This is a genomic window from Streptomyces sp. NBC_00490, assembly GCF_036013645.1.
Classification (GTDB): domain Bacteria; phylum Actinomycetota; class Actinomycetes; order Streptomycetales; family Streptomycetaceae; genus Streptomyces; species Streptomyces canus_F.
Window position 1 is genome coordinate 4,251,128 of record NZ_CP107869.1, and the last position, 25,038, is coordinate 4,276,165.

Consider the following 25,038-nt stretch of genomic DNA (forward strand, 5'->3'; position numbering starts at 1 on the left):
CCCCGACATGAACCCCGCCGACAAGCGGCCCGGCGGCGAGCTGATCCGCCTGGAGCAGGTCACCAAGCGGTTCGGGGACAACACCGTCCTGGACCATCTGGACTTCTCCGTCGAGGCCGGCAAGCACGTCACCCTCATCGGGCCCTCCGGATCGGGCAAGACCACGATCCTGCGGCTGCTGATGACGCTGACCAAGCCCGACGAGGGGATCATCACCGTCGACGGGCAGCAGCTGTTCCCCGCGCCGGAGAAGCAGGTCCGCGAGATCCGCAAGCAGATAGGCATGGTGTTCCAGCAGTTCAACCTGTTCCCGAACATGTCGGCGCTCAGGAACATCACCGAGGCGCCCGTCACCGTGCTCGGCATGTCCAAGGACGAGGCGGAGGCGCGCGCGCTCGAGCTGCTCGACCTGGTGGGCCTGGCCGACAAGCGCGACGCCCGCCCCTCCCAGCTCTCCGGCGGCCAGCAGCAGCGGGTGGCGATCGCGCGGGCGCTGGCGATGCGGCCGAAGGTGCTGCTGCTGGACGAGGTGACCTCCGCGCTGGACCCGGAGCTGGTCGCGGGCGTCCTGGACGTGCTCCGGGACATCGCCCACACCACCGACATCACGATGCTCTGTGTGACCCACGAGATGAATTTCGCCCGGGACATCTCGGACCAGGTCCTGATGTTCGACTCCGGGCGGATCATCGAGTCCGGTCCGCCGGAGCAGATCTTCAGCGAGCCGGCGAAGGACCGGACACGGGAATTTCTCAGCGCGGTGCTCTGACTACAAGAAGTGAAGGGCCCGATGTGCGAGGTCCCGTCGATGGGGCATGACTTTGGCATATGCCAACGGGCCAGCGCCGCTGCTGAGAGGGATGGAATATCGTCAACAGGCCCTCACTTCAAGCCTCTTGCCCGTTATCGTGGAGAGGATTAGCTGTCCGGATTACGGCCCCAGTTGTAGAGCGACTGAGCGCAGGGGGAAGACCGTGGCGCTGAAGCACGAGCCGACCGCGCCGAACCACTCGGCCCAGGACGCGCTGCGCGTCCTGGAGGCCGTGGCGCGGCACACCACCGGAGTCACCGATACCGAGCTCGCCAAGCAGACCGACATCGACCCGGAGCGCCTGACCACGCTCCTGCTGATGCTGCGCCGCGAGGGCTACGTCGAGCAGGTCGCCGACGGCGCGTACGTCACGGGGGACGCGCTGACCCGTCTCGGTTCCGCGCACGACCGTGAGCAGGCCTTGCGCGAGACGCTCCAGCGCACGCTGGACCGGCTGCGCGACTCGGTCGGCGCTGCCGTCTATCTCAGCCGTTACGTGGACGGCGAGGTCACCATCACCCAGTACGCGGACGGGCCCACGACCCCGGTGGTCAACGAGTGGGTCGACTTCCGCTACTCCGCCCACGCCACCGCGCTCGGCAAGAGTCTGCTGGGCCAGCTGGACAACAACAGCCGCCGCGACCACCTCTCCCGGCACAAGATGGCCCGCCTCACCTCGCGGACCATCACCAGCGACAAGCTCCTGCTGTCCCGCCTGGAGTCCCAGCCGCCGACGGTGCCCCACCTCGACCTCCAGGAGTACGCGGTGGGCACGGTCTGCGCGGCCGTCCCGATCACCGCGGGCTCATCGGTGGGCTGCCTGGCCCTCTCCCTCCCCGTCGAGCACGCCCACCGGCTCCGCCAGGCGGCGGACGCCCTGAACAGGAACGCGGCCCCGGTACTGCTCAGCCTCGCCATCTGAGGCCCCCCACCGGTGGTCAGAAGCACGCCCCAGGACCGGGTACTATTTTCTTCGTCGCCAGCCGCGAGGCAAGAAAATGCAGCTGGCGAGAGTCATGCGCCGCTAGCTCAGTTGGTTAGAGCAGCTGACTCTTAATCAGCGGGTCCGGGGTTCGAGTCCCTGGCGGCGCACTTCAGAAGGGCCTCTCGTGGGAGCGAGGGGCCCTTCGGCATGCTGGGGGTACGCGAGGGGCGGCCGGGGGTCCGGGGGTTGTCCCCCGGGGGATGCAGCATCAGCGGGTCCGGGGTTCGAGTCCCTGGCGGCGCACTTCAGAAGGGCCTCTCGTGGGAGCGAGGGGCCCTTCGGCATGCTGGGGGTACGCGAGGGGCGGCCGGGGGTCCGGGGGTTGTCCCCCGGGGGATGCAGCATCAGCGGGTCCGGGGTTCGAGTCCCTGGCGGCGCACTTCAGAAGGGCCTCTCGTGGGAGCGAGGGGCCCTTCGGCATGCTGGGGGTGCGCGAGGGGCGGCCGGGGGTCCGGGGGTTGTGCCCCGGGGGATGCAGCATCAGCGGGTCCGGGGTTCGAGTCCCTGGCGGCGCACTTCAGAAGGGCCTCTCGTGGGAGCGAGGGGTCCTTCGATGTCTTGGGGGGTCAGTTTCCGGTAGGTCCGTTCGCCTGGTGGGCGCCACCAGACCGGGTCGGTGCAGCGGAAGCCTTCTCTGCGCAGCAGGGCGCGGTGGATCTTGTTCGTCGCCGTGACCGGCATCCGGTCCAGGACCCGGACGAACCGGGGCGCCATCTTCGTCCCGAGGTCGGGCTGCGCGGCCAGAAACGCGGCGAACCGCTCCGGTTCGAAGCTCCCGGCGATCGCCGCCATCACCTGGTCCCCGGTCACCGGGTCCGGCACCGCGTAGACGGCGACGGAGCCGGCACCCTCGTATCGCGCCAGGATGTTCTCGATCATCGCGGCGGCCAGGTTCTCGCTGTCGACGCGCAGCCGGTCGTCCGTGCGGCCCGCGAAATAGAGGTAGCCGTCGGAGTCCCGGCAGAACAAATCCCCCGTCCAGTACCAGCCGTCCCGCCGCCGCTCCCCCTCCGCCTCCGGATTCCGCCAGTACCCCTCGAAGGGGTTCGGGCCCTGGTTGACCAGCTCCCCGATCGCCTCGTCGCCGTTGAGCAGCCGCCCGGCCGCGTCGAAGAGGGCCGCCGGGCACTCCTTGCGCGACTCCGGATCGAGGACGACGAGCCCGGGCCCCGCCCGTCCGACGGCACCGGACGGCGTGCCCGGCGACCACTGCACGGCCGCCCCGCCCTCCGAGGACCCGTACCCCTCCACCAGCCGCACCCCGAACCGCCGCTCGAAGGCCGCGGCGTCCACGGCCCCGGCCTCGGTGCCGAAGCCCACGCGGAGCGGATTGTCCCGGTCGTCGTCGCGCTCCGGGGTGGCCAGGAGGTACTGCACGGCCCGGCCCACATACGTGAAGTACGTCGCCCGGTAGCGCCGTACGTCCGCCAGGAACCCCGACGCCGAGAACCGCCGCCGCAGCGCGACCCCCGCCCCGGCCGCGAGCGCGGGGGCCCAGTCGGCGATCACCGCGTTGCCGTGGAACATCGGCATGCAGATGTAGTGGACGTCGTCGGGCCCGACCCCGAACTGGTCGGCCAGCGCGCGCCCCGCGGCGGCCAGTCGGCCCTGTGTGCAGATCGCGGCCTTGGGGGCGCCGGTGGAGCCCGAGGTGAAGTACAGGAGGAGGCGGTCGTCCGGGGTGGCGGCGGCGGCGTCCGGTCGGGCGTCGGCGTACGGCGCGAGGACGGCCTCGTACTCCTCCGTGCCGGTCACCAGCACCCGGACGCCCGGCAGTTCGAGGCCCTCCAGCAGTGGCAGCTGGGCCGGCTCGGTGACCAGGACGCGGCATTCGGTGTGCAGGATGTCGCGGGCCAGTTCGGGGCCGCGGCGGGTGGGGTTGATGCCGGCGACGGCGGCGCGGGCGAGGGCGGCCGCGCTCAACCAGAGGGGGTATTCAGGGGTGTTGTCGAGGAGGACGCCGATATGGGCGCCCGGCGGCAGCGAGTCGGTCAGCAGCGCCGCCCGGGCCGCGGCGGCGGCCGCGACCTGGTGATGGGTGAGGGTCCGTTCCTCGAACCACAGCCCCGGCCGGTGGTCGTCCCACCGGGCGGCGACGAGTTCCGCGACCCTGCGCCTGTTGGACTCCATGGCGGCGCACGGTAGTTGATGGACCGTCAGATGTGGAGACCCGTGAGGTCATGGGGTCACGAGCTCACGGGGTCAGCGTCACGCCGTCCACGACGACGGTGTTGGTGGTGTCGTCGACATCGTCGCCGAAGCCGAACTCGTCGGACATCGCGTGGAACGTGACCATGAAGCCGACGCAGAACACCACGAACACCCCGAGGAACGCCAGGATGCCCACGGTGGACGCCGCCAGCCTGCCACGCTGCGGCGGCTTGGCCGTGGCGACCACGTTCTGGCCCTCGGCGTAGTGGATGGTGACGAAGTCGCCCTCGACGTTGGTCGCCGGCCCGTTCTCCTCCTCGAAGCGGACCGTGCGGCCGTCGCGGGCGGTGAACTCGTAGACATGGTGCAGCGTGGTGCTCACGGACGAGTCGCCACCGCCGCCGTGCATCGTCGTGAACACCCGCAGACAGCGCCCCTCGGCCGTCAGCCCGCTGTTCCAGGCACTGCGGATCTGCAGCGAGCGCCGCAGCACCCGGTAGGAGAGGTAGAGAACTCCGGCCAGCATGAGGCTGGGTACGAGGTAGAAGACGACGTCCATGGTGCTTCCCCCGGTCAAAGTACTGATCGTGGAGGGAACGTACCCGCCGGGAGCACCGGACTGTCTCAAGTAAGGCTCAGAGTTCCGGCACGGTCGTCCAGGCGTACAGGATCGCGATGACGGCCGCCCCGATGAAGAACAGTCCGAACACCATGCCCGCCGTGTCCTTGCCTGGCTGCGGCTCGGAAGCGGTGGCCTTCTCGGGGTCCGCGGGCGTGTAGTACACGAGGACCTCCTCGCCGCCGGCGCGGTCCCGGGGGCCGCCGCTCTCCTTGAAGCGGACCGCGAGGCCGTCGCCGGTGGTGTAGTCGTACTCGTGCCACTGCACGCGCCGGGCCACGTTGTTGACCATCTGGGTCGTGGCCCAGGCGCGCACCACCCGTGCCCGGGCGGTCAGTCCGCTCTCCCAGGCGGCTCGCCGCTCCCTGGTCCGGCGTACGAGTGCGTACCCGCCCCAGACCAGGAGGGCGATCATCAGGGGCATCACTATGTTGAAGTAGGGATTCACGGAACGCGGACCCTACCGGAGTTGATCAGTTCGGTCAGAAGGTGACGTCCGAGCAGGCGTAGAACGCGTTGCCGGTGTCCGCGACCGTCCATACCGCGAGGATCACGTGGTGGCCGCTCAGGCCCGACGGCAGGGTGCCGCTGTGGGAGAGGGTGGCCGGGGGCTGCTGGCTGTTGTACGGGACCGTGAGGAACGGGGTCAGGTTGAGGTCGGAGCGGGCGAGGTTGTGGCTCTGGTTCCAGCCCGCCTTCGTGACGTAGTACTTGAAGTCCGTGGTGGCGTGGCGTGCGGTGAACTGCCAGCGGAAGGTGTAGCTCTGACCGCCCGTCACCCTGGTGGTGGGCCAGGCGCCGCCCGAGGGGGTCTTAGGCGAGCTGAGCTGGCTGAACCGGCTGTTACCGCCGCTGCAGATCGTCCCGTCGGCCGGGCCGGACCCGGGGAAGCCCTTGGGGCCCTCCACACTCTGCGGCTCCCACTGGATGTCGCCGCAGTTGGTCACGGTGCCGTTCTGACAGAGCTTCTGCCGGCTGACGGGGAGGTCGGTGTAGCCGTGTCCGCTCGCGCCGCCGGAGGAGAGTACGAGGGCTCCGGCCGCGCTGAGGCCCAGCACGGCGGCGTACCACTTGGTCTTTTTGCGCATGCTGCCGCTCCCTGGAGAACGTGGGGGAAGTTCAGTGAGCCGTGCAGGTCTAGACCAAGTCCCAGATTATTGCCGTTACTTGAGCATGTCCAGACCAATCACTGCCCCGTCTCCCCGCGTCCCGCGCAGAACGCCACCGTCAAGTCCTTGACCAGCGCCTTGCGTTCGTAGTCGTCCAGTTCCACCAGGCCCCGCATGGTCAGCCGGGTCACCGTGTCCTCCACCGAGTCCACGACCGACGTCAGCACGCTCGACCGGTGCTGGGCGTCCAGCGCGGCGATCCGGCGGCGGTGCATCGCGGGGGCGACCTCCGGGGCGTACTCGACGCGTACCGGCTGCACCGAGAACACCTCCAGGCCGACCGGCCCCGCGTCCGCCGCCACCAGCCGGGTCAGCGCGTCCGTCGCCGAGTCCACCGACACCCGCGCCGAGCCCGGCGGCTCCACCGGCACCCGCGCCAGCGCCGCCTCCACGCACTCGCGCAGATACGTCTCGTGGTCCTCGACCCCCAGCGTGGCCCGCGCGGTGTCCCGCACCCGCCACACCACGAGGACGACGACCCGCAGCGCGACCCCGTTGCCGTCGGCGGCCGGCATCGGCTCGCCGCGCCAGTGCCGCAGCCGGACATCGACCCGGCGGCGCAGCAGCAGCGGGTTGACCCACATCAGGCCGGTGCGCCGGACCGTGCCCCGGTAGCGGCCGAAGAGGCCGAGCACCCAGGCCCGTCCGGTCCGCCCGCGCGCCAGCCCGCCGAAGCCGAACAGGCTCAGGGCGCCGGCCCCGGCGTACGCGGCCCACTGGGCGGGACCGAGCCCGGCGCCGGCGTACTCCGGCAGCCGCAGCGCCTCCACGGCGAGCGGCGAGAGCACGCCCGCCCACCACGAGGCGGTCACGCATCCGGCCATCCCGCAGATCCCGGCGAGCACGCCCGCCGAGCCGGGCAGCACCCGCGCGGGCCGCTCCACGAGGTCCGGGTCGACCTGGGCCGCGGGGCGCGGTCCGGCCGGTAGCGGGCGCCGGAAGCGCGGCTGCTCGCCGGTGCCCTGCCGGCGCCCCACGATCGCGGGGCCCAGCGGCACCGGTGCCGGGTCCGGCTCGTCACGGAAGAGCAGGTGGACGGGGATCTCGGTGGTCACCTCGTTCTGGATGAGCCGGGCGGGCCGGGACGCGGTGACTGTCTCGGCAGGCCCTTCGGGTTCCGGTGTCGATGAGGGGGTGTGGGACGTGGTCGTGCTCATGCGTGCCTCCAGCCTCCGCGCCAGAAACGTCATGACAGTGGATGGGTTGGTGCGGGACGGCGGCCTACGCGAACAGCCGCCGCCAGGTCTCCGGCCCCGGATAGCCGTCCGCCGCGCCGCCCCGCCAGCCCTGGGTGCGCTGGAAGGCCTCCACGGCCCGGCGGTCCGCCTCGCCCCAGCGCGGACCGGGGCCGGTTGTGTAGTACTTGCCGAACCCCTTCTTCACCAGCTGCTTTCCGAGCAGGGTGACGTACTTGCTGCTGACGCCGGGCCGGAACACCGCGCGCCCCGGATAGCCGGACACCCCGTGCGAGGAGGGTGGCCCCGGTGCGGCGGGCGCGGCCGCCCCGGTCTCGTTGATGTCCTTGCCCTGGCCCGTCGCCAGCAGCGTCCAGGTCTGCGGCCCCGGCAGCCCGTCCGCGTCCCGGCCCTGCCAGCCCTGTGCCTGCTGGAAGGCCCGGGTGGCGCGGCGGTCGGTGTCCGTCCAGCGGGGGCCCGGGCCCGAGGTGTAGTAGCGCCCGGCGCCGCGCTCGACGAGCATGCGGCCCAGCTCGGTGACGTACTTGTTGTTGGCCCCGGGGCCGAAGTAGGCGGCGCCGGGGTACGGGGCGGCCTCCGTCGGCGACGGCTCGCTCGGCTCGTTCGGCTTGTCGCTGCCCGGCGTGCCCGCCGTCAGCCCCTTGTAGCGGTAGGCGGTGTAGCGGGCCGAGTTGCTCCAGTACGCGTACGGGGTGGCCTGCTTGCGGGCGCGCGGGCGGGTCTCCTCGTAGGCGATGTAGTAGGTGTGCGTGTAGTCCGTCCAGCCGCCGAACATGACCACGTGCGAGCCCTTCTGGGGGTCCGCGGGATTGTGGAACAGCAGGATGTCGCCGGGCTGGAGATCGTCCTTGGGGATCTTCACCCCGTACTGGTCGAGGCTGCCCGTCCATTCGTTGCCCGGCAGGTTCCAGGCCATCGAGACGAAGCCCGAGCAGTCCTGCCGGTAACCGTCGGACCAGTACTCGGACATGCTGTACGGGACCTGCTCGGCGACCCAGGTCTTGGCCCGCGTGATGATCTCGGCACGGGTGGTGGCCGGTGTCCTGATCACCGCCGGCTTGCCGCCCGGGCCGTGCAGCGGGGCCTTGCCGCCCTGCGGGGTGTCGGGCTCGTCACCTGCGGGAACGCCGGGACGGGCGGGGGTGTGCGGGGCGGCGAGGGCGGGGGCGGCGTGGCCGACGAGGACGGTGGAGGCGGCCGCGGCGAGCACGACCGCCCGGTGGGCCGCGGGGTGGGCCGCCGGGTGGCGGCCGGTGCGGGAAGGCGGCAGTACGCGCCGCCAGTGAACACATCCGGGGCAGTCGCAGTCGCTCATGGGATCGAATTCCTCGAATACCGGTTCCTTGAATCCCGGAGCCTCCATGCGATTCCCCTCACACTCCAGATGGAAATGTCCGCGACTGTGCACATTCGTCAGTTTCTCAACTGTCGTCCCGACGCGCATGTTGACGGTCCGAATGATGTACGGCGACCGCTCCGCCCCTGGTGAGGAGGTCCGGAGCACTCCTAAACATCGGGTAGAGTTCTCCGGGTCAGCAGGCGCCGCTAGCTCAGTTGGTTAGAGCAGCTGACTCTTAATCAGCGGGTCCGGGGTTCGAGTCCCTGGCGGCGCACCGACAACGAAAGCCCCTCGCCGAGTGCGGGGGGCTTTCGTCATGGGCGGGCGAGATCTCTCCGGCGCCACAGAGGCGGCCGGGGGTCCGGGGGTTGTCCCCCGGGGGATGCAGCATCAGCGGGTCCGGGGTTCGAGTCCCTGGCGGCGCACCGACAACGAAGGCCCCTCACTCAGGTGGGGGGCCTTTCGTGTTGCCGGGGGTTCGGGCGGGGGTTTACCGGGGCGGTCAAGTGGGTGATCCTTAGCGCGCGTTGGGGTCGAGGGGCGGCTCAGCGGGTGGGGGAATTGGCATGTTCAGGGTGGATCTGTTGGGCTCGGTGCGGGTGCGCGGCGGGGACGGTTCCGTCGACATCGGCGGCGCGCGGCTGCGGATGCTGCTCGCCCGGCTCGCCCTCGAAGGCGGGCGCCCGGTCTCCGTGGACTCCCTGGTGGACGGCCTGTGGGGCGAGCAGCCCCCGGCCGACGCGACCGGCGCGCTGCAGGCCCTGGTGTCCCGGCTGCGCAGGGCCCTGCGCGGCACCGGCACGGTGGACGCCGTGGCGGGTGGTTACCGGCTCTCCGTGCAGGAAGAGGACGTGGACACGTACCGCTTCGAGGAGCTGGCGGCCCGGGGCAGACACGCTCTCGCAGCGGGCCGGACCGAGGAGGCGGCACGGACGCTCACGGCCGCGCTGGACCTGTGGCGGGGCGCTGCCCTCGCGGATGTGCTGGAGGCCCCGTTCGCGGGCGCTGCCGCCACCCGGCTCGACGAACTGCGGGCCGCGGCCGTCGAGGACCGCTTCGACGCCGAGCTGCGGGCGGGGCGGTACGCCGACGTCCTGGCCGACCTCGAGGCAGCCGGCGCCCGACGGCCGTTGAGCGAGCGCCTCGCGGGCCTGCGGATGCGTGCGCTGTCGGCGGCGGGCCGCCAGTCCGATGCCCTCGCCGTCTACGAGGACCTGCGCGGCAGGCTGGGCGACGAGCTCGGCGTCGATCCCTCGGCCGAGGTGCGGGAGATCCACCTCGCGTTGCTGCGCGGCGAGCTGGAGCGTCCGGCGGCACGGCCCACCAACGCCCCGAGCCGACTTCCGGCCCGGCTGACCAGCTTCGTCGGCCGCGACGGCGAACTGGACCGGCTCGCGGATCTGATGGGTTCGGCCCGTCTGGTGACCCTGGTCGGCCCGGGCGGCGCGGGCAAGACGCGGCTGTCCCTGGAGGCCGCGACGCGGGACGCCGCGCACGCCCGGGACCGCGTCCGCTTCGTGCCCCTCGCGGGCGTGAGCCGCCTCGACCAGTTGGCCGACGTAGTGCTCGGCGCGCTCAGCTCCACCGACGGCCGTCTGTACGAGGGCGGCGGGGCCCAGCAGGCCTCGGCGGTGGAGCGGACGGCGGAGCTCCTCGGCAGCGGCGACACCCTGCTCCTGATCGACAACTGCGAGCACGTCGTCGAGGAGGTCGCCGAGCTCGCCGAGCAACTCCTGCTACGCCTGCCCGAGTTGCGCATCCTCGCCACCAGCCGCGAGCCCCTCGCCATCACCGGCGAGTCGCTGTTCCACCTCGGGCCCCTGGACGTCCCCACGGGGTCGCCCGAGCCGGCCGAGGCGATGGCGGCGGCCGCGGTCCGGCTGTTCGTGGACCGGGCCGCCGGGGTGAGGCAGGGGTTCGCCCTCGACGAGTCGAACCTGGATGCCGTCCTGGAGATCTGCCGCCGCCTGGACGGGATGCCGCTCGCCCTGGAGCTGGCCGCGGCCAAACTCCGGTCGATGGGCGTGGAGCAGATCGCGCGCCGCCTCGACGACCGGTTCCGGCTGCTCTCCTCCGGCAGCCGGACCGCCCTGCCGCGTCAGCGCACCCTGCTCGCGATGGTCGAGTGGAGCTGGGACCTGCTCGACGAACCGGAGCGGATCCTCGCCCGCAGACTGTCCGCCTTCCCCGGCGGGGCGAAGCTCGCGGCCCTGGAAGCGGTCTGCTCGGATCCGCAGGTGCCCGCCGACGACGTCCTCTACGTGCTCGGCGCGCTGATCGAGAAGTCGCTGGTGCAGGAGGTCCGGGACGCCGACGGTGAGTCGCGCTACCGGATGCTGGACACCGTCCGCGCGTACGCCGCCCGGCGCCTGGCCGAGTCCGGCGACGACCTGACGGCCCGCTTCACGGCGTACCACCTGGCCCTGGCCCAGCGGCACGAACCGCTCCTGCGCACCGGCGCACAGCTGCGCGCCACCGCCGTCTTCGACAGTGAGCACGACAACCTCACCCACGCGCTGCGGCTCGTCCGGGAGGCCGGGGACCGGGAGACGGCGGTGCGGTTCGGTGCCGCGATGTTCTGGTACTGGGGCATACGGGGGATGAGCAGCCGGCTCGAGACCCATCTGGCGGCCGTGGCCGACTCCGCCGCCGGACCGGCGGCCCTGGGCGGGGACTCGGCGGTGGACCGCGAGTTCCATCCCGCCGGGCTGCTCCTGCGGATGTCCCGGGTGGCCTTCGGGGGCGGCTCGCCGACGGCTGACGATCTGCTCGCCTCGTCCGATCCGTGGGTGCGGGCCAGTGCCCATCTCGCCCGGGACTTCGCGCTCACCGAGCAGGGCGACCTGGAGACCGGGGTCGTGTCGCGGGTCGAGGCGCTGCGGGGCTTCGAGGCGGTGGGTGACCGGTGGGGGATCGTGCTCGCGCTGATGCCGGTCGGCCGTGACCACTCGCTGCGCGGGGAGCACGCCTCGGCCATCGCGACGTTCGAACGGGCCGTCGTCCTCAGCTCCGAGCTGGGCACCGAGGACTACCTCTATCTCAGCAAGGCGCGACTGGCCCGTGAGCGGCGGCGCAGCGGGGACCTCGACGGCGCGTTCCGTGATCTGCGCGCCGCGCACCGCCAGGCCAGGGAGCGCGGCCAGCTGCGGCTGGAGGCCAACATCCTGGTCGGCCTCGCCAACGCGCACCGGATGTCCGGGGACGTGGACCAGGCGAACCGGACCCTGGACCACCTGGAGGCGCTGTCCCGCCGCCGCCCCGACCTCGCGGAACTCGCCCGCGACCTGGTCCTCAGCACCCGTGTCGAGAACCACCTCGCCGAAGGCCGCGCCGCCGAGGCCCGGGCTCTGCTCCCCCGGGCGGCGGGCGCCCTCTTCGGCCAGGGCGCCGGGGCGGGCCTGGCCTGGGTCGCCGAACTCCTGGGCGGACTGCGCACCCTGGAGGGTGACCCGGCCGCCGGAGCGACCGCGTTCGGGATCAGCGAGGTCATGCGCGGCGCCTTCGACGCCGGGGAGCCGGAGCTCCAGGGGCATCGCAGGCGGATGGTGGAGGCGCTGGGCGAGGAGGGGTATCTCGCGGCGTACCGGGAGGGGGCGGCCATGCCTCGGGCGCAGGCGCGGGACTGGCTGGAGCGGGAGGCGCTGGGGGTGCGGGCGGTGCGGGCTCCGGTGCGGGCGGAGTAGCACGACGACGGGGTGGGCGCCGCACGTGATGTGCGGCGCCCACCCCGTCGAGCTCGGTCGCCGGGTCAGCCGTTGTTCTTGCGGTAGGCGCGCATGGCCAGGGGCAGGAACACCACGACCATGCCGGCCATCCACGCCAGGCTGCCCGCCAGGGGGGAGGCGACCGCGCCGTCGCCGAGGAGGCCCCGGGTGGTGTCGGCCATGAGGGAGACGGGGTTGACGTCGGACCAGGCGCGGAGCCAGCCGGACATGTCGTCGGCGGGGACGAAGACGTTGCTGGCGAAGGTGAGGGGCAGTACCAGGATGGTCATCAGGCCCTGCACGGAGCCGGGGGTCTTGGCCACCATGCCGAGCCACACCGACATCCAGGAGAAGGACATCGCGAAGGCGATGAGCAGACCGAGGGCGGCGAGCGCGGCGGGCACGGTGGTGTCGGGGCGGTATCCCATGATCAGCGCGAGGACGACCAGGGTGCCCAGGCACACGGCGTAGCGGACGAAGTCGGCGAGCACGGCGCCGATCAGCGGGGCCGAGCGGGCGATCGGCATGGAACGGAACCGGTCGAAGATCCCGGTGCTCGCGTCCGCGTTGAGGGCGACCCCGATGCCGATGCTGGCCTGGAACACGGTCATCACCATGACGCCGGGCACGATCAGCTGCACATAGGCGTCCTGGTCGCCGCCGGAGATCGCCTTGCCGAAGAGGTAGACGAACATCAGCAGGGAGATGATCGGGGTCAGGACCACGTCGACCAGCTGGAGCGGGGAGCGCAGGAACTTGGTGGCGCCCCGCCCGGCCAGGGCCAGGCTGTGGTGGAGGGTGGGCACGAGACCGATGCGGGCCGGCTTGGCGGGGGCGGACGGCGCGGCGGTGTCGGGGGTGGTGAGGATGTCGGTGGCCATGACGGTGGAGTCCTTCCGGGTGGGCGGGGGCGGGTGGTCAGACGGCGGCCGGTTCGGCGGCGGCTACGGCGGGTGCGTGGCCGGTCAGGGCGAGGAACACCTCGTCCAGGCTGGGCAGCCGCAGCCCGAGCTCGTCGGCCGGGATGCCGACGCCGTCGAGCCGGCGGGCGACCGCGGAGACCAGCAGCGGCTCGTCGGCGGGCACGGTCAGCACGCCCGACTCCTCGGCGGCGGCATGCCCGGACAGCTCGGCCAGGATCGCGGCCACCTGCGGGACGTCGGCCGGCACGGTCGGGCGGACCTGGAGGATCTGTCCGCCGACGCGCCGCTTGAGCTCCCCGGGCCGACCCTCGGCGACCTTGCGGCCCTTGTCGAACACCGTGATGGAGTCGGCGAGTTGGTCGGCCTCCTCCAGGTACTGGGTGGTGAGCAGGACCGTGGAACCGTCCGCGACCAGTCCCTTGACCACGTCCCACACCTCCTGGCGGGCGTGCGGGTCGAGTCCGGTGGTGGGCTCGTCCAGGAAGAGGATCCGCGGCCGGCCCACCAGGCTCGCGGCCAGATCGAGCCGGCGGCGCATACCGCCGGAGAAGGTGGCGATGGGGCGCTTGGCGGCCTCGGTGAGCGAGAAGTTCTCCAGGAGCTCCGCGGCCCTGGCCCTCGCGTCCCGCCGGGACAGTCCGAGCAGCCGGCCGATCAGGACCAGGTTCTCGGCGCCGGACAGCGTCTCGTCCACCGAGGCGTACTGCCCGGTCAGCCCGATCAGCTGGCGTACCCGCACCGGGTCCTTGGCGATGTCGTGCCCGCCGATGGTCGCGTGGCCCGCGTCGGGCCGCAGCAGCGTGGCCAGGATGCGCACGGTGGTGGTCTTGCCGGCACCGTTGGGGCCCAGGACGCCGACGACCTTGCCGGCCGGGACCTCCAGGTCCACCCCGTCCAGGGCGGTGAAGTCCCCGTACTTCTTGACCAGCCCCTCGGCGCGGATCGCGTAGGACATCTCAACTCCTCGTCAGCTGCGTGCCGTTCTCGATGAGCGGGACTCTGCCGGGCGGCGCTGACAGGCCGCGGACATCCCGCTGACAGAGCCGGCGGGCGCGCTGACAGGACGTACGAGCGCTGTCAGGACGTACGCGAGGTGCCAGAGGAGAGGAGGGGAAACGCCAGGTCACGAAAGCCCTTAGGGCGAACCGGGCGCTTCCCGGCCGTTTGGCCCGATACCCTCTCGTCCATGGCAGCTCGTGACCTCCGGGAGCGGCTGGGTGATCCCGTTGAACCGGCCGGGCCCGTGGGCCGTATGGAACGACAGGCCGCGCACGGAGGCGGCGGCCTGGCCGACACCGACCGAGCGTTTCACGCCACCTTGTACCGGGGTGTGGACACCGTGTCGTCGAGCGAGGTGCCGGAGGCGTTGCGGGACGCCTTCCACCGCGTACGCACGGATCCCGGGGGTGTGCCGCGGGATCCGTGGATCATCTGCGGGCGGCACCGGGAGATCTTCGGTGCGGTACGGTCCGGGGATGCGATACGGGCAGAGGGGGCCATAAGAGAGCACTTCGGCAACATCCGTGCCCGACTGTCCACAACCTCCCCACAAGGCCCCCACAGGGGCCACAATGAACGCGTATGACCGGTAAACACCGCGTTTCGCATCTTGCGATCATGCCTGACACCGTAGAAACCTGGTTTTCAAGATGCTGCGGATACGCGGCACTTGGGGGGCACGGAGCCGGTTGCCGGAAATGACGGGGAGGGGGCCCCGTTCATAGGACGATGCCGAGGGGGGCATCATGCAACCGGAAGGTCGCAGTTCCATGTCTATTGGTATGGAGAATGTGGTGACTGCGGCCCACCACTGATACGTCTGTGAAGAGTCGAGGGGGACTCGAGCAGACGTAAGGAACCGACAAAGCACGCGATCACTCGCGTGTGGGGGGATGACTCATGACGTCGACGCCGACGGGCGCCCGGCAGAACTTCGACCCGTCTGAGACCACTCAGCTCAGGGTGGCTTCACAGACCCGGACGGGCACGTTCCGCCGGATCAAGAAGACGCTGCCCAAGTACGACTACGAGCACTACAGCCGGTTGGCCGGACCCCTCACCCAACCCGATCCGTCGAAGCCCTACAAGGTGGAGTACCGATCGCTGATCTCGCAGGAGACGCACCGCCTCAGAGTCGCCCTGATGCTGGCCGCCGCGCCGGTGCTCTCCCTGGTCCTGCTGTTCTGGCTGCTCCAGCCCGAGCACTGGACCGAGCGCGACTACGTGGACTTCAAGTGGCTGCCCGCGCTCGACATAGTGATGCTCGTCTCCATCGGCCTGATCGAGTTCTTCCGCTGCATGAACGTGCTGTCGAACGCGCACGCCACGCTGGTCGCCCGCGACCCGATCCCGGTGGTGCCCGAGACCGGCACGAGAGTGGCCTTCCTCACCTCCTTCGTGCCCGGGAAGGAGCCCCTGGAGATGGTCACCAAGACCCTGGAGGCGGCGGTCAAGCTGCGCCACCGGGGCCTTCTGCATGTGTGGCTGCTCGACGAGGGTGACGACCCCGAGGTCAAGGAGGTCTGCGCCCGGCTCGGCGTGCACCACTTCTCCCGCAAGGGCATCGCGAAGTGGAACCAGGCCAAGGGCCCGCACCGCGCCAAGACCAAGCACGGCAACTACAACGCCTGGCTGGACGCCCACGGCGACGACTACGACTACTTCGCCTCGGTCGACACCGACCACGTGCCGCTGCCCAACTACCTGGAGCGGATGCTCGGCTTCTTCCGCGACCCGGACATCGGCTTCGTCATCGGCCCGCAGGTCTACGGCAACTACGACAACTTCGTCACCAAGGCCGCCGAGTCGCAGCAGTTCCTGTTCCACGCCCTCATCCAGCGCGCCGGCAACTACTACGGCGCCCCGATGTTCGTCGGCACGTCCAACGCGGTGCGGATCAGGGCCCTCAAGCAGATCGGCGGCCTGTACGACTCGATCACCGAGGACATGGCCACCGGCTTCGAGATCCACCGCCACAAGAACCCGGCGACGGGCCGCAAGTGGCGCTCGGTCTACACCCCGGACGTGCTCGCGGTCGGCGAGGGCCCCAGCGCCTGGACGGACTTCTTCACCCAGCAGATGCGCTGGTCCCGAGGGACGTACGAGACGATCCTCAAGCAGTACTGGAAGGGCTGGTACTCCCTGCCCCCGGGCAAGCTCTTCAACTACACGATGATGATCATCTTCTACCCGATGTCCGCCCTCAACTGGATCCTCGCGGCGCTCAGCTGCGCGCTCTTCCTGGGCCTGGGCGCCTCGGGTGTGAACATCGACCCCACCGTGTGGCTGATGCTCTACGGCAACGCCTCCGCCCTGCAGATCGGCCTCTACGTCTGGAACCGCAGGCACAACGTCTCCCCGCACGAGCCCGAGGGCTCCGGCGGTGTGGCCGGCATGGTGATGTCCGCGCTGTCCGCGCCGCTGTACGCCAAGGCCCTGATCGACTCCGCCCTGCGTCGCAAGAGCAAGTTCGTCGTCACCCCCAAGGGCGACTCGGCCAGCCCCGACCGCTGGTTCGGGACCTTCCGCTACCACTGGTACTTCATCGCGATCTTCGGCGCCTCGATCGCCGCCGGTTTCGTCTACGGCCACTCGCACCCGGCGATGATCATCTGGGCGATCTTCGCCATGCTGATCACCGCGACGCCGATCTTCGTCTGGCGGCACATGCTGCGCCAGGAGAAGAAGAAGCCCGCCGAGCCGCAGGACCCGGCGGTCCCGGCGCAGCAGCAGTACCAGCCGCAGCCCCTGCCGGCCCAGCACGCGCCCGCCCAGAAGCCGAGCTGGGCCGCCTCTCAGCCGGGCGGCGGAGGCGGCAACAGCGGGGGCAACGACCAGACCATGCAAATCGCCCTGGGTGGACTTGGGGGACGTAAGGAATGAACGACCGTGCCGGACACCGTCGTGCCCGTCGCCTAGCGATAGGTACGGCGGTGGTACTCGCACTGGCCGGGATGAACGGGCCGTGGCTCTACCGCTTCGGGACCGAGAAATACCACCAGTACCAAATCAACAAACCGGAGTACAAAGCCGACAACGGCAAGTGGGAAGTCGTCGATTTTCCGGAGGAGTTCAGACAGAACACGATCCACGCGGCGCTGCTGCGCACCGGCAAGGTGCTGCTCGTCGCGGGGTCGGGGAACAACCAGGAGAACTTCGACGCCAAGAAGTTCGACACCCGTATCTGGGACCCGGTCAAGGGCACCGTCAAGAAGGTGTCCACGCCCAGCGACCTGTTCTGCACGGGCCACACGCAGCTGTCCAACGGCAACCTGCTGATCGCGGGCGGTACGAAGCGGTACGAGAAGCTCAAGGGTGACGTCACCAAGGCCGGCGGCCTGATGATCGTCCACAACGAGAACCCGGACAAGCCGATCACACTGCCCGCGGGCACCAAGTTCACCGGCAAGGAGAACGGCAAGACGTTCGTCTCCAAGGACTCGGTGCTGGTGCCGCGCGCGAAGAAGGTCTTCGACAAGGCGACCGGCGTGTTCCTGCGCAACGACCCCGGTATCTATCGGGTCTATGTCGAGGCGCAGAAGCAGGGCAAGACGCACGAGACGGGTACGCAGGACAACTACCGCATCCAGGGGCTGTCCGGCACCGACGCGCGCAACACCTACGGCATCGCGCAGAAGCTCGCCCTCGACAAGAAGGACTTCCAGGGGATCCGGGACGCCTACGAGTTCGACCCGGTCGCCGAGAAGTACATCAAGGTCGACCCGATGAACGAGGCCCGCTGGTACCCGACGCTCACCACCCTGAGCGACGGCAAGGTCCTCAGCGTCTCCGGCCTCGACGACATCGGCCAGCTGGTGCCGGGCAAGAACGAGGTCTTCGACCCGAAGACCAAGACCTGGACGTATCTGCCGAAGACCCGCCAGTTCCCGACGTACCCCGCGCTGTTCCTGATGCAGAACGGCAAGGTCTTCTACTCGGGGTCCAACGCGGGCTACGGGCCGGACAACGTGGGCCGCGAGCCCGGGGTCTGGGACGTCGACACCAACAAGTTCAGCAAGCTGCCGGGGCTCAGCGACCCCAAGCTGATGGAGACGTCCGGCACGGTGCTGCTCGCGCCGGCGCAGGACGAGAAGTACATGGTGGTCGGCGGCGGCGGGGTCGGCGAGTCCGACCGGTCCAGCGACAAGACGCGGATCGTCGACCTGAAGGCGGACGACCCCAAGTTCGTGGACGGGCCGACGCTGGAGAAGGGCACGCGGTACCCGAGCATCTCGGTCCTGCCGGACGACTCCATCCTGGTGTCGGGCGGTTCGGAGGACTACCGCGGGCGCGGTGACTCCAACATCCTCCAGGCGCGGCTCTACCACCCGGAGACGAACACGTTCGAGCAGGTGGCCGATCCGCTGGTGGGCCGGAACTACCACTCCGGTTCGATCCTGCTGCCCGACGGCCGGGTGATGTTCTTCGGCTCGGACTCGCTCTACAGCGACAAGGCCAACACCAAGCCGGGCAAGTTCGAGCAGCGCATCGAGATCTACACGCCGCCGTATCTCTACCGGGACTCACGGCCGTCGCTGTCCGGTGGTCCGCAGACCATCGAGCGCGGCGGGTCCGGGACGTTCACCTCGCAGCACGCCTCGACGATAGAGAAGGTGCGGCTGATCCGGCCGAGTGCGGCGACGCACGTCACCGACGTGGATCAGCGGTCGATCGAGCTGAAGTACAAGGTGTCCGGGGACAAGATCACGGTGACGGTGCCGAAGAACAAGAACCTGGTGCAGTCGGGGTGGTACATGCTGTTCGTCGATGACGATCAGGGGACGCCGAGCAAGGCACAGTGGGTCAAGGTGCCCTAGGCGGTAACAGGTGAGGGCGCCCTCCGTATGACGGAGGGCGCCCTTCGCTGTACGGCTACTTACTGGCCTTCGCCAGGTTCAACGCGTACTCCGACCACCACTCCCCCGCCTTCGGGCCGCCCTTGCACTCGCCGTCCGACTCTCCCGGGCGCTTGACCCAGACGTACGCGTCGACCAGCGGGTCCGCGGTCTTCGTCGTCGGGGTTTCGCCCAGGGCGCGGCCGGGCGGGTTGCACCAGCGTTCGTCGGCCTTGCCCTCGTTGTAGGGGCCGTTGCCGTTGCGGCTGGTGTCGATCACGAAGTGCTTGTTGCCGACCTTCGCGGAGAGCTGCTTGCCGTAGGCGATGGACTCTTCGGTCGAGTAGAAGTTGGAGACGTTGACCGAGAAGCCGTCGGCCTTGTCGACGCCCGCCCACTTCAGCGGTTCGAAGATCTGGTCCGGGTGCCCCCAGCCCGCGTTGCCCGCGTCCAGGTAGACCTTGGTGTTCTTCAGGGACTTGAGCTTGGTGATGGCGCCCTGGAGGAGGTCGTAGCGCTCCTCGTGGAACTCGTCCTGGGTGCAGCCGTCGACCAGGTGCAGTACGGCGTCGGGCTCCAGGATGACCGTCGCCGGGCGGTCCCCGATGCCCGCGGCCACCCCGTCGAGCCAGGTCCGGTAGGCGTTGCCGTCGGCGGCGCCGCCCTGCGAGTACTGGCCGCAGTCGCGGTGCGGGATGTTGTAGAGGACCAGCAGAGCCGTACGGTCCGCCTTCTCGGCGGCCTCGGTGAAGCCGCGCGCCTCCTGCTCGGGGTTCTCCGTGCCGATCCACTGCCCGGTGGGCTGCTCGGCGATCTTGCGGATCTGTTCGGCGTCCGCGTCCTTGCCGGCCTTCTCGAACTCCGCGACCTGCTCGGCCGCGGTGCCCTCCGGGTTGACCCAGAACGGATCGGTCCCCTTGGGCTGTTGGGTGATCTTGGCGCCGGACTCGTCGTCCGGATCGTCCTTGTCCCCGGACGAGGAACATCCGGCGATCAGCAGTGCGGCCCCCAGCACTATCGCGGACGTCCTCATTCCGGCCCCCCTCGTGCCGTACATCCAACTCCCCCTCGGTGCTGCAGTCCAAGGTTCAATCCTGACATACGTGTCGTGGGGCACACGAGATCGCCCGAGCCTTGTCGGGGACCTGTTACAGCATCGATGGTCCAGGTAGGCGCGCGCCGGGACCGGGGCGGGCGAACGGCGAAGGGGAGTGGACGGCGTTGTCCTGCTCCCCGAGCAGGGTGGGTCGCTGGACCAATTCGACGGCACAGCCGATCGACCTTCGTAGAACCGCGTGCCACCTGGCCGTATGACGCAGAGCCACCAGATTTTGACATGGCGTCAAACGCCCCCTAGGCCTCGGCGCCCATCCGTTCTAGAGTCTTCGTACAGACGGCCCCAGCCCCCGGCCGACTGCCCACCACATCTGACTCCAGAGCCTCCCGCGCAGGTCGCCGGGTTACTCCCGCAACCCGTGCGCGCGCGGTTGAGGACCAGCCCGGTCGGCGGCTTCGGGGGGAGCGGGCCGTCGACCGGGCCAGGTGGCGCCGACCGGGACTAGAGGCCGGTCCCCGTCAGATACGCCGACACGATCACGTTCGCCGTATAGCTGCGGCTCGCCCGGTCGAAGGTGCCGCCGCAGGTGATGAGCCGCAGTTCGGCCCGGCCCTTCTCGTGTGTCCCGTAGGCCTGGCGGGCGTCGAAGAGGTCGCGGGCGACGACCTGGACGTCGTCGACGGTGAACTCGGCGACCCTGCCGTCGTCGCGGATCACCCGGACCGTCTCGCCCGGCTTCAGCGCGCTGAGCTTGTAGAAGACGGCGGGCCTGGTCTCGGTGTCCACATGCCCCACCATCAGCGCGGCCCCGGCGGCCCCCGGCTTCACCCCGGCGGCGTACCAGCCGACGACGCCGGCCTGGGCAAAGGGCGGCGGATCGATCGCGCCGACCCCGTCGAGTCCACGGGCCACCACGGGCGCCTGCACGCCGAGTCCGGGAATGTCGATGCGCTGCGGCAGCGCCGGCCTCAACGGCTCGGTGGGGGGCGGCAGCTCGACCCCGGGCGGCCGTCCGACCGCCGCCACGTCGCCGGTCGTGGGCGCCGATATCCCGTTGCGCACGTCCGTGACCTCCCGCCCCCACAGCCACAGCCCGAGCAGCAGCATCACCCAGGCCACCCCGGTGAGGAGACGGCCCGTGCCGGAGGAGCGCACGTCAGTCGGTCCCACGGCTCCGGCGGACCCTTCGCAGCACCACGGCCGCGGCCGCCACCCCGGCAAGCACCAGCCCGGTCACCGCCTGTGCGGTCCCGGGTCCGGCTGTGCGGGCGTCGACGGCGCCGAGGTGAGCCGTGCCGCCGCCGCCCGCCTGGACCGGGGCGACGGGGGAGGTGTGCGGGGACGGCTCCTGTACGACGGTGACCGCGGCCTTGTGGGACGTGTCCCCGCAGGTGACCTGGACGTCGTAGGAGCCCGCCCGCAGTTCGGTGCGGACCCGGGTCTCGCCGACGAGGGTGCCGTCCGCCCCGGTGAGCCGTACGTCGGCGACGAACGCCGCGGAGACGGCCGTGCCGGTCCTGTCGGCGCAGCCGCTCACGCGCAGGGCGATGTCGGTGCCGGGGGCGGGGGACGACGGGGTGACTGCGACTGCGGCGCCGTCGGCCGCGTGCGCCGCCGGGGTGGTCAGTGCGGTGACTGCCAGCAGTGTGGTGCAGAGAGTGAGGCGTAGTGAACCCATCGTGAACCTCCAGATATGTGGAGAGTCCCCCGGGGGCGGCGGCCCCGCATCCTCAGGGGGCCGCCACTACTCCGTACGAGTCGTGTTCATGGGCTGTGGGGTTTCAGATCCGGTCCACGAGGTCCGCGATCGAGTCCACGACCTTCGACGGGCGGTACGGGAAGTCCTCCACCTGCTCCGGCCGGGTCAGCCCGGTGAGCACCAGGAACGTCTGCATACCCGCCTCCATCCCGGCCAGCACGTCGGTGTCCATCCGGTCGCCGATCATCGCGCTGGTCTCGGAGTGCGCGCCGATGGTGTTGAGTCCGGTGCGCATCATCAGCGGGTTGGGCTTGCCCGCGAAGTAGGGCTGCTTGCCGGTCGCCTTGGTGATCAGGGCGGCGACGGCGCCGGTGGCCGGCAGCGCGCCCTCGGCGGAGGGGCCGGTCTCGTCGGGGTTGGTGCAGATGAAACGGGCGCCGTCGTTGATGAGCCGGACCGCCTTGGTCATGGCCTCGAAGGAGTAGGTGCGGGTCTCGCCGAGAACGACGTAGTCGGGCTCGTGGTCGGTGAGGATGTAGCCGATGTCGTGCAGCGCGGTGGTCAGACCCGCCTCGCCGATGACGTACGCCGTGCCCTCGGGCCGCTGGTCGTCCAGGAACTGGGCGGTCGCCAGGGCGGAGGTCCAGATGTTCTCGATCGGCACGTCCAGGCCCATGCGCCGCAGTCGGGCGTGCAGGTCACGCGGGGTGTAGATGGAGTTGTTGGTCAGGACCAGGAAGGGCTTGCCGGACTCGCGGAGCTTCTTCAGGAAGGCGTCGGCGCCGGGGATCGGTACGCCCTCGTGGATGAGCACACCGTCCATGTCGGTGAGCCACGAATCGATGGGCCTGCGGTCTGCCATGTGCGGGATCTCCTGCCGTACGCGGTACTGCGTCGGCCCCAGCCTAGACAGTGGCCGGATCTTGAGGGAATGGCCGACTTCCGGTTGGTTCGGCCTCCCGCCGGCTTTCGGGTGTCTCAGCGGCGGCGGGCCAGGAGCAGCGTGCCGCCGGTGGTGAGGAGGAGGGCGGCGGCCAGGAGGCGGGCGGGGGTGCTGGGGCCGGTGTGGGCCAGTTCCGCGGCTTCTTCTGCGTCGGGGAGGGGTTCGGGGAGGGCGTCGGCGGTGCCGGGGTCGGTGTCGGTGCCGGGGTCGGTGTCGGTGTCGGTGTCGGTCGGGGGCTGCTCGGCGTCGTCGGTGGCGACGGCGAAGCGGTAGTCGTTGGACTGGCCCACCCAGTCGCCGTCGTCCTCATGGCGCTGTACGACCGCGGCGTTCGCGGTGACATCGTTCGGTACGGCGTCCGAGGTGAGGGCGAGACGGACCTTCACCGTGCGGGTCTTGCCGGGGGCGACGGTGAGGCCCTGCCGGAACACCCCGACGAGTTCGTCCTCGTCGGTCGTCTCGAAGCGGACCGGGTGGGGGCGCTTGCCCTCGTAGAACTCGAGTTGGGGCTGGTCGGGTTCCAGGGCGTGCTTCTTGTCGATGAGGACCACCACCGGGTGGATGTTCTCGCAGGTGCGGTCCGTGGTGTTGGTGAGGTCGAGGTACCAGGTGCCGTATCCGCCGCCGATCTCGTAGGCGTCGGGGCCGCCGTGGATGCGCGTGGTGAGGGGGAAGGTGCGGGCGTCGGGGGTGGCGCAGGTGGGCGCGGCGGGGGCGGCGGGCGCGGCCCGGGCCGCTTGGGCGGGGGTGGGGGTGAGGAGGAGGGCGGCTGCCGCGGCTAGGGGGAGGGTGGCGGTGGCGGGGGTGCACAGTCGCATAAACACATGACCATGGCGGGTGGGGGTGGGGAACGGGGGGTGCCGCTCCGGGCTGGGGTGGAATGCCGCCCGATCGGCGGTGGGGGTGCGGGGTGCCTGCGGCGGCCTGTGGCGGCTTCGGTGGGGGTTCGCGTTGCGCACTGCGGTCGGATTGTGGGTCGGTGCCGCACCGGGGGGTGTCCGTCCTCGGTCGGGCGGTGCTGTGTGTTGGGGATGTGCTCTTGGTTGGTCGCCCGACGCTGCGGGCGGACACCCCCCGGTACGTCCCCTTCTCGCCGTTGCGCAGGCGCGGGCCCGTCCCGCCTGGGGGCGGTGCGTCGGTGCGCGCCGCTGCGGGGGCGTCCCGCTTGGGGGCGGCGCGCGAGCGTGGGTGCCACCTCGCCTGGGGGCGGTGCGGTGGTGGGGGTGCGTTCCGCCTGGGGCGGTGCACGCGGGCCCGTCCCGCCTGGGGGCGGTGCGTCGGTGCGCGCCGCTGCGGGGGCGTCCCGCTTGGGGGCGGCGCGCGAGCGTGGGTGCCGCCTCGCCTGGGGGCGGTGCGGTGGTGGGGGTGCGTTCCGCCTGGGGCGGTGCACGGGCCCGTCCCGCCGGGGGCAGTGCGCTGGTGTGGGTGCGGGCCGTCCCGTCTGGAGGCTTCGATGGCGGTTCTACGGTGGTCCGCTGCGTGTTGGTCGGGCGGCTCAGGCGGCTGCTCGGCCGAACAGGGGGGCGAGGAGTAGTTGGGCGGCGCCCTCGGCCACGGTCCGGGGGCCGCCGGGGGCGAGACGTACGGGCACGGTGTCGTTTCCCTGGGGGCGGGCGTCCAGGGCTGTCCGTACTCCTCGTACGAAGAGGTTCGGCGCTGCGGTGACCGTGCGTCCGCCCAGGAGTACGACGTCGATGTCGAGCAGGCCGACCAGGTTCGCGGCGCCTGTGCCCAGCACCCGGGCCGCCTCCTCGGTGTCTCCTCTTGCCACGGCTCCCAGGCACAGGGCCTCGATGCAGCCCCGGTTTCCGCAGCCGCAGGGTGGGCCGTCGAGTTGGATGACCTGGTGGCCGAACTCCCCCGCGCCCGTACGGGCGCCCCGGTGCACCTTGCCGCCGATCACCAGGCCGGCCCCCAGTCCCGTACCGAGGTGCAGATAGGCGAAGGAGTCGGCCTCGTCCCCGACGGCCAGGCCCAGGGCTGCCGCGTTGGTGTCCTTGTCGACGGCGACCGGCATGCCGAGCCGGTGCGCCAGTGCGTCGCGGAGGGGGAAGCCGTCCCACTCGGGGAAGCCGGTGACGCGGTGGAGCACGCCCCGCCCGTGGTCGAGCGGTCCCGGCAGGGCCACGCCCACGCCGAGTACCGACTTCGGCCGCAGGACCGAGAGCAGGGCCTCGGCGAGGCCGGCCACCCCCTCCACCACGGCGTCTGCCCCCGACCCGAGGTCCATGGCGACGCACCGCTCCCCCACCACGGTTCCGTCCAGGTCGACCAGCACCGCCCGCAGCTCGTCCCGGTCCAGGTGCACTCCGAGTGCGTGGCCTGCCTCCGGGACCAGCCGCAGTACCGTCCGGGGCTTGCCGCCCGTCGATGCCCGGTGGCCCGCCTCCGTCGCGAGGTCCTCCTCACGGAGCCGGGCGGTGATCTTGCTGACGGCCTGGGGGGTGAGGCCGGTGCGGTCGGCGAGTTCCAGGCGGCTGATGCCCTCGGTTCCCGCGGTGCGCAGCAGGTCCAGCACCAGTGCGGTGTTGTGGCTGCGCAGCCCGAGCAGGTTCACTCCGGCCGTCACCGGGCGTCCGCCGCTCGCCGACTTCTTCGTCCTGTCCAC

Annotated in this window: 19 protein-coding genes, 2 tRNA genes and 1 pseudogene; 8 read left to right on the forward strand and 14 right to left on the reverse strand. The window is 70.9% G+C overall.

Annotated features, from left to right (window positions below):
- Positions 1–7 precede the first annotated feature (7 nt).
- The 3 genes from ehuA (at position 8) to OG381_RS19145 (ending at position 1,903) form a co-directional block, all read left to right on the forward strand.
- The gene (gene ehuA, locus OG381_RS19135) at positions 8–769 is read left to right on the forward strand and encodes an ectoine/hydroxyectoine ABC transporter ATP-binding protein EhuA (RefSeq protein ID WP_327722502.1); all 762 of its coding nucleotides are present in this window, start codon (positions 8–10) and stop codon (positions 767–769) included.
- 205 nt (positions 770–974) lie between these two features.
- Positions 975–1,733 (forward strand): IclR family transcriptional regulator, encoded by a 759-nt coding sequence (locus OG381_RS19140; RefSeq protein WP_307030224.1) that lies wholly within the window; start codon positions 975–977, stop codon positions 1,731–1,733.
- 96 nt (positions 1,734–1,829) lie between these two features.
- Positions 1,830–1,903, forward strand: a tRNA-Lys gene (locus tag OG381_RS19145).
- A gap of 373 nt (positions 1,904–2,276) precedes the next feature.
- Here the strand turns inward: OG381_RS19145 and OG381_RS19150 are convergent.
- The 6 genes from OG381_RS19150 to OG381_RS19175 form a co-directional block, all read right to left on the reverse strand.
- Positions 2,277–3,926 (reverse strand): AMP-binding protein, encoded by a 1,650-nt coding sequence (locus tag OG381_RS19150; RefSeq protein ID WP_327717303.1) that lies wholly within the window; start codon positions 3,924–3,926, stop codon positions 2,277–2,279.
- 64 nt (positions 3,927–3,990) lie between these two features.
- On the reverse strand, positions 3,991–4,506 hold the full coding sequence (locus OG381_RS19155; protein ID WP_327722503.1) for a DUF3592 domain-containing protein: 516 nt from the start codon (positions 4,504–4,506) through the stop codon (positions 3,991–3,993).
- A gap of 76 nt (positions 4,507–4,582) precedes the next feature.
- Positions 4,583–4,990, reverse strand: coding sequence for a DUF3592 domain-containing protein (locus OG381_RS19160; protein ID WP_327717304.1), 408 nt, complete (start codon positions 4,988–4,990; stop codon positions 4,583–4,585).
- A gap of 58 nt (positions 4,991–5,048) precedes the next feature.
- A complete protein-coding gene (locus tag OG381_RS19165) occupies positions 5,049–5,654 on the reverse strand; it encodes a lytic polysaccharide monooxygenase auxiliary activity family 9 protein (RefSeq protein ID WP_327717305.1) in 606 nt (201 codons plus the stop codon).
- A gap of 98 nt (positions 5,655–5,752) precedes the next feature.
- Entirely contained in the window at positions 5,753–6,892 is a 1,140-nt protein-coding gene (locus tag OG381_RS19170; protein WP_327717306.1) for an SPFH domain-containing protein, read from the reverse strand.
- 64 nt (positions 6,893–6,956) lie between these two features.
- On the reverse strand, positions 6,957–8,246 hold the full coding sequence (locus OG381_RS19175; RefSeq protein WP_327717307.1) for a peptidoglycan-binding protein: 1,290 nt from the start codon (positions 8,244–8,246) through the stop codon (positions 6,957–6,959).
- Positions 8,247–8,470: 224 nt separating this feature from the next.
- Between OG381_RS19175 and OG381_RS19180 the strand changes: the two genes are divergently transcribed.
- Positions 8,471–8,544: transfer RNA gene (locus OG381_RS19180), tRNA-Lys, on the forward strand.
- A 292-nt stretch (positions 8,545–8,836) separates the two neighbouring features.
- On the forward strand, positions 8,837–11,953 hold the full coding sequence (locus tag OG381_RS19185; RefSeq protein WP_327717308.1) for a BTAD domain-containing putative transcriptional regulator: 3,117 nt from the start codon (positions 8,837–8,839) through the stop codon (positions 11,951–11,953).
- 65 nt (positions 11,954–12,018) lie between these two features.
- Here the strand turns inward: OG381_RS19185 and OG381_RS19190 are convergent, their stop codons facing one another.
- A complete protein-coding gene (locus OG381_RS19190) occupies positions 12,019–12,855 on the reverse strand; it encodes an ABC transporter permease (RefSeq protein WP_327717309.1) in 837 nt (278 codons plus the stop codon).
- Between the two features lie 37 nt (positions 12,856–12,892).
- Entirely contained in the window at positions 12,893–13,852 is a 960-nt protein-coding gene (locus OG381_RS19195) for an ATP-binding cassette domain-containing protein (protein WP_327717310.1), read from the reverse strand.
- A gap of 288 nt (positions 13,853–14,140) precedes the next feature.
- Between OG381_RS19195 and OG381_RS19200 the strand changes: the two are divergent.
- From OG381_RS19200 to OG381_RS19210, 3 genes and pseudogenes are all read left to right on the forward strand, one after another.
- Positions 14,141–14,482: pseudogene (locus OG381_RS19200) on the forward strand (FCD domain-containing protein); the annotation flags it as partial.
- A gap of 314 nt (positions 14,483–14,796) precedes the next feature.
- A complete protein-coding gene (locus tag OG381_RS19205) occupies positions 14,797–16,779 on the forward strand; it encodes a glycosyltransferase family 2 protein (RefSeq protein ID WP_327717311.1) in 1,983 nt (660 codons plus the stop codon).
- Positions 16,776–18,713: a kelch motif-containing protein gene (locus OG381_RS19210; RefSeq protein ID WP_327717312.1), complete on the forward strand. Its 1,938-nt coding sequence runs from the start codon at positions 16,776–16,778 to the stop codon at positions 18,711–18,713. The genes OG381_RS19205 and OG381_RS19210 overlap by 4 nt, the downstream gene beginning before the upstream one ends.
- Positions 18,714–18,768: 55 nt before the next feature.
- On the opposite strand, the gene OG381_RS19215 is transcribed toward OG381_RS19210, so the two are convergent.
- From OG381_RS19215 to OG381_RS19240, 6 genes are all read right to left on the reverse strand, one after another.
- Positions 18,769–19,788, reverse strand: coding sequence for a glycoside hydrolase family 6 protein (locus OG381_RS19215; RefSeq protein ID WP_327717313.1), 1,020 nt, complete (start codon positions 19,786–19,788; stop codon positions 18,769–18,771).
- A gap of 501 nt (positions 19,789–20,289) precedes the next feature.
- Positions 20,290–20,895 carry a class F sortase gene (locus OG381_RS19220; protein WP_327722504.1) on the reverse strand — a complete coding sequence of 202 codons (606 nt, stop codon included), beginning with the start codon at positions 20,893–20,895 and terminating at the stop codon, positions 20,290–20,292.
- A gap of 49 nt (positions 20,896–20,944) precedes the next feature.
- Positions 20,945–21,466 carry a hypothetical protein gene (locus tag OG381_RS19225; RefSeq protein ID WP_327717314.1) on the reverse strand — a complete coding sequence of 174 codons (522 nt, stop codon included), beginning with the start codon at positions 21,464–21,466 and terminating at the stop codon, positions 20,945–20,947.
- Positions 21,467–21,569: 103 nt separating this feature from the next.
- Positions 21,570–22,349, reverse strand: coding sequence for an HAD-IIA family hydrolase (locus tag OG381_RS19230; protein ID WP_031049199.1), 780 nt, complete (start codon positions 22,347–22,349; stop codon positions 21,570–21,572).
- A gap of 116 nt (positions 22,350–22,465) precedes the next feature.
- Positions 22,466–23,248: a hypothetical protein gene (locus OG381_RS19235; RefSeq protein ID WP_327717315.1), complete on the reverse strand. Its 783-nt coding sequence runs from the start codon at positions 23,246–23,248 to the stop codon at positions 22,466–22,468.
- Between the two features lie 677 nt (positions 23,249–23,925).
- Positions 23,926–25,038: an ROK family transcriptional regulator gene (locus OG381_RS19240; protein WP_327717316.1), complete on the reverse strand. Its 1,113-nt coding sequence runs from the start codon at positions 25,036–25,038 to the stop codon at positions 23,926–23,928.

Bases quoted from the DNA above. Each gene is read 5' to 3' on its own strand.
- ehuA (WP_327722502.1), top strand. From the start codon at position 8: ATGAACCCCGCCGACAAGCGGCCCGGCGGCGAGCTGATCCGCCTGGAG.
- OG381_RS19150 (WP_327717303.1), bottom strand. From the start codon at position 3,926: ATGGAGTCCAACAGGCGCAGGGTCGCGGAACTCGTCGCCGCCCGGTGG.
- OG381_RS19155 (WP_327722503.1), bottom strand. From the start codon at position 4,506: ATGGACGTCGTCTTCTACCTCGTACCCAGCCTCATGCTGGCCGGAGTT.
- OG381_RS19160 (WP_327717304.1), bottom strand. From the start codon at position 4,990: ATGCCCCTGATGATCGCCCTCCTGGTCTGGGGCGGGTACGCACTCGTA.
- OG381_RS19165 (WP_327717305.1), bottom strand. From the start codon at position 5,654: ATGCGCAAAAAGACCAAGTGGTACGCCGCCGTGCTGGGCCTCAGCGCG.
- OG381_RS19170 (WP_327717306.1), bottom strand. From the start codon at position 6,892: ATGAGCACGACCACGTCCCACACCCCCTCATCGACACCGGAACCCGAA.
- OG381_RS19175 (WP_327717307.1), bottom strand. From the start codon at position 8,246: ATGAGCGACTGCGACTGCCCCGGATGTGTTCACTGGCGGCGCGTACTG.
- OG381_RS19185 (WP_327717308.1), top strand. From the start codon at position 8,837: ATGTTCAGGGTGGATCTGTTGGGCTCGGTGCGGGTGCGCGGCGGGGAC.
- OG381_RS19190 (WP_327717309.1), bottom strand. From the start codon at position 12,855: ATGGCCACCGACATCCTCACCACCCCCGACACCGCCGCGCCGTCCGCC.
- OG381_RS19195 (WP_327717310.1), bottom strand. From the start codon at position 13,852: ATGTCCTACGCGATCCGCGCCGAGGGGCTGGTCAAGAAGTACGGGGAC.
- OG381_RS19205 (WP_327717311.1), top strand. From the start codon at position 14,797: ATGACGTCGACGCCGACGGGCGCCCGGCAGAACTTCGACCCGTCTGAG.
- OG381_RS19210 (WP_327717312.1), top strand. From the start codon at position 16,776: ATGAACGACCGTGCCGGACACCGTCGTGCCCGTCGCCTAGCGATAGGT.
- OG381_RS19215 (WP_327717313.1), bottom strand. From the start codon at position 19,788: ATGTACGGCACGAGGGGGGCCGGAATGAGGACGTCCGCGATAGTGCTG.
- OG381_RS19220 (WP_327722504.1), bottom strand. From the start codon at position 20,895: ATGCTGCTGCTCGGGCTGTGGCTGTGGGGGCGGGAGGTCACGGACGTG.
- OG381_RS19225 (WP_327717314.1), bottom strand. From the start codon at position 21,466: ATGGGTTCACTACGCCTCACTCTCTGCACCACACTGCTGGCAGTCACC.
- OG381_RS19230 (WP_031049199.1), bottom strand. From the start codon at position 22,349: ATGGCAGACCGCAGGCCCATCGATTCGTGGCTCACCGACATGGACGGT.
- OG381_RS19235 (WP_327717315.1), bottom strand. From the start codon at position 23,248: ATGCGACTGTGCACCCCCGCCACCGCCACCCTCCCCCTAGCCGCGGCA.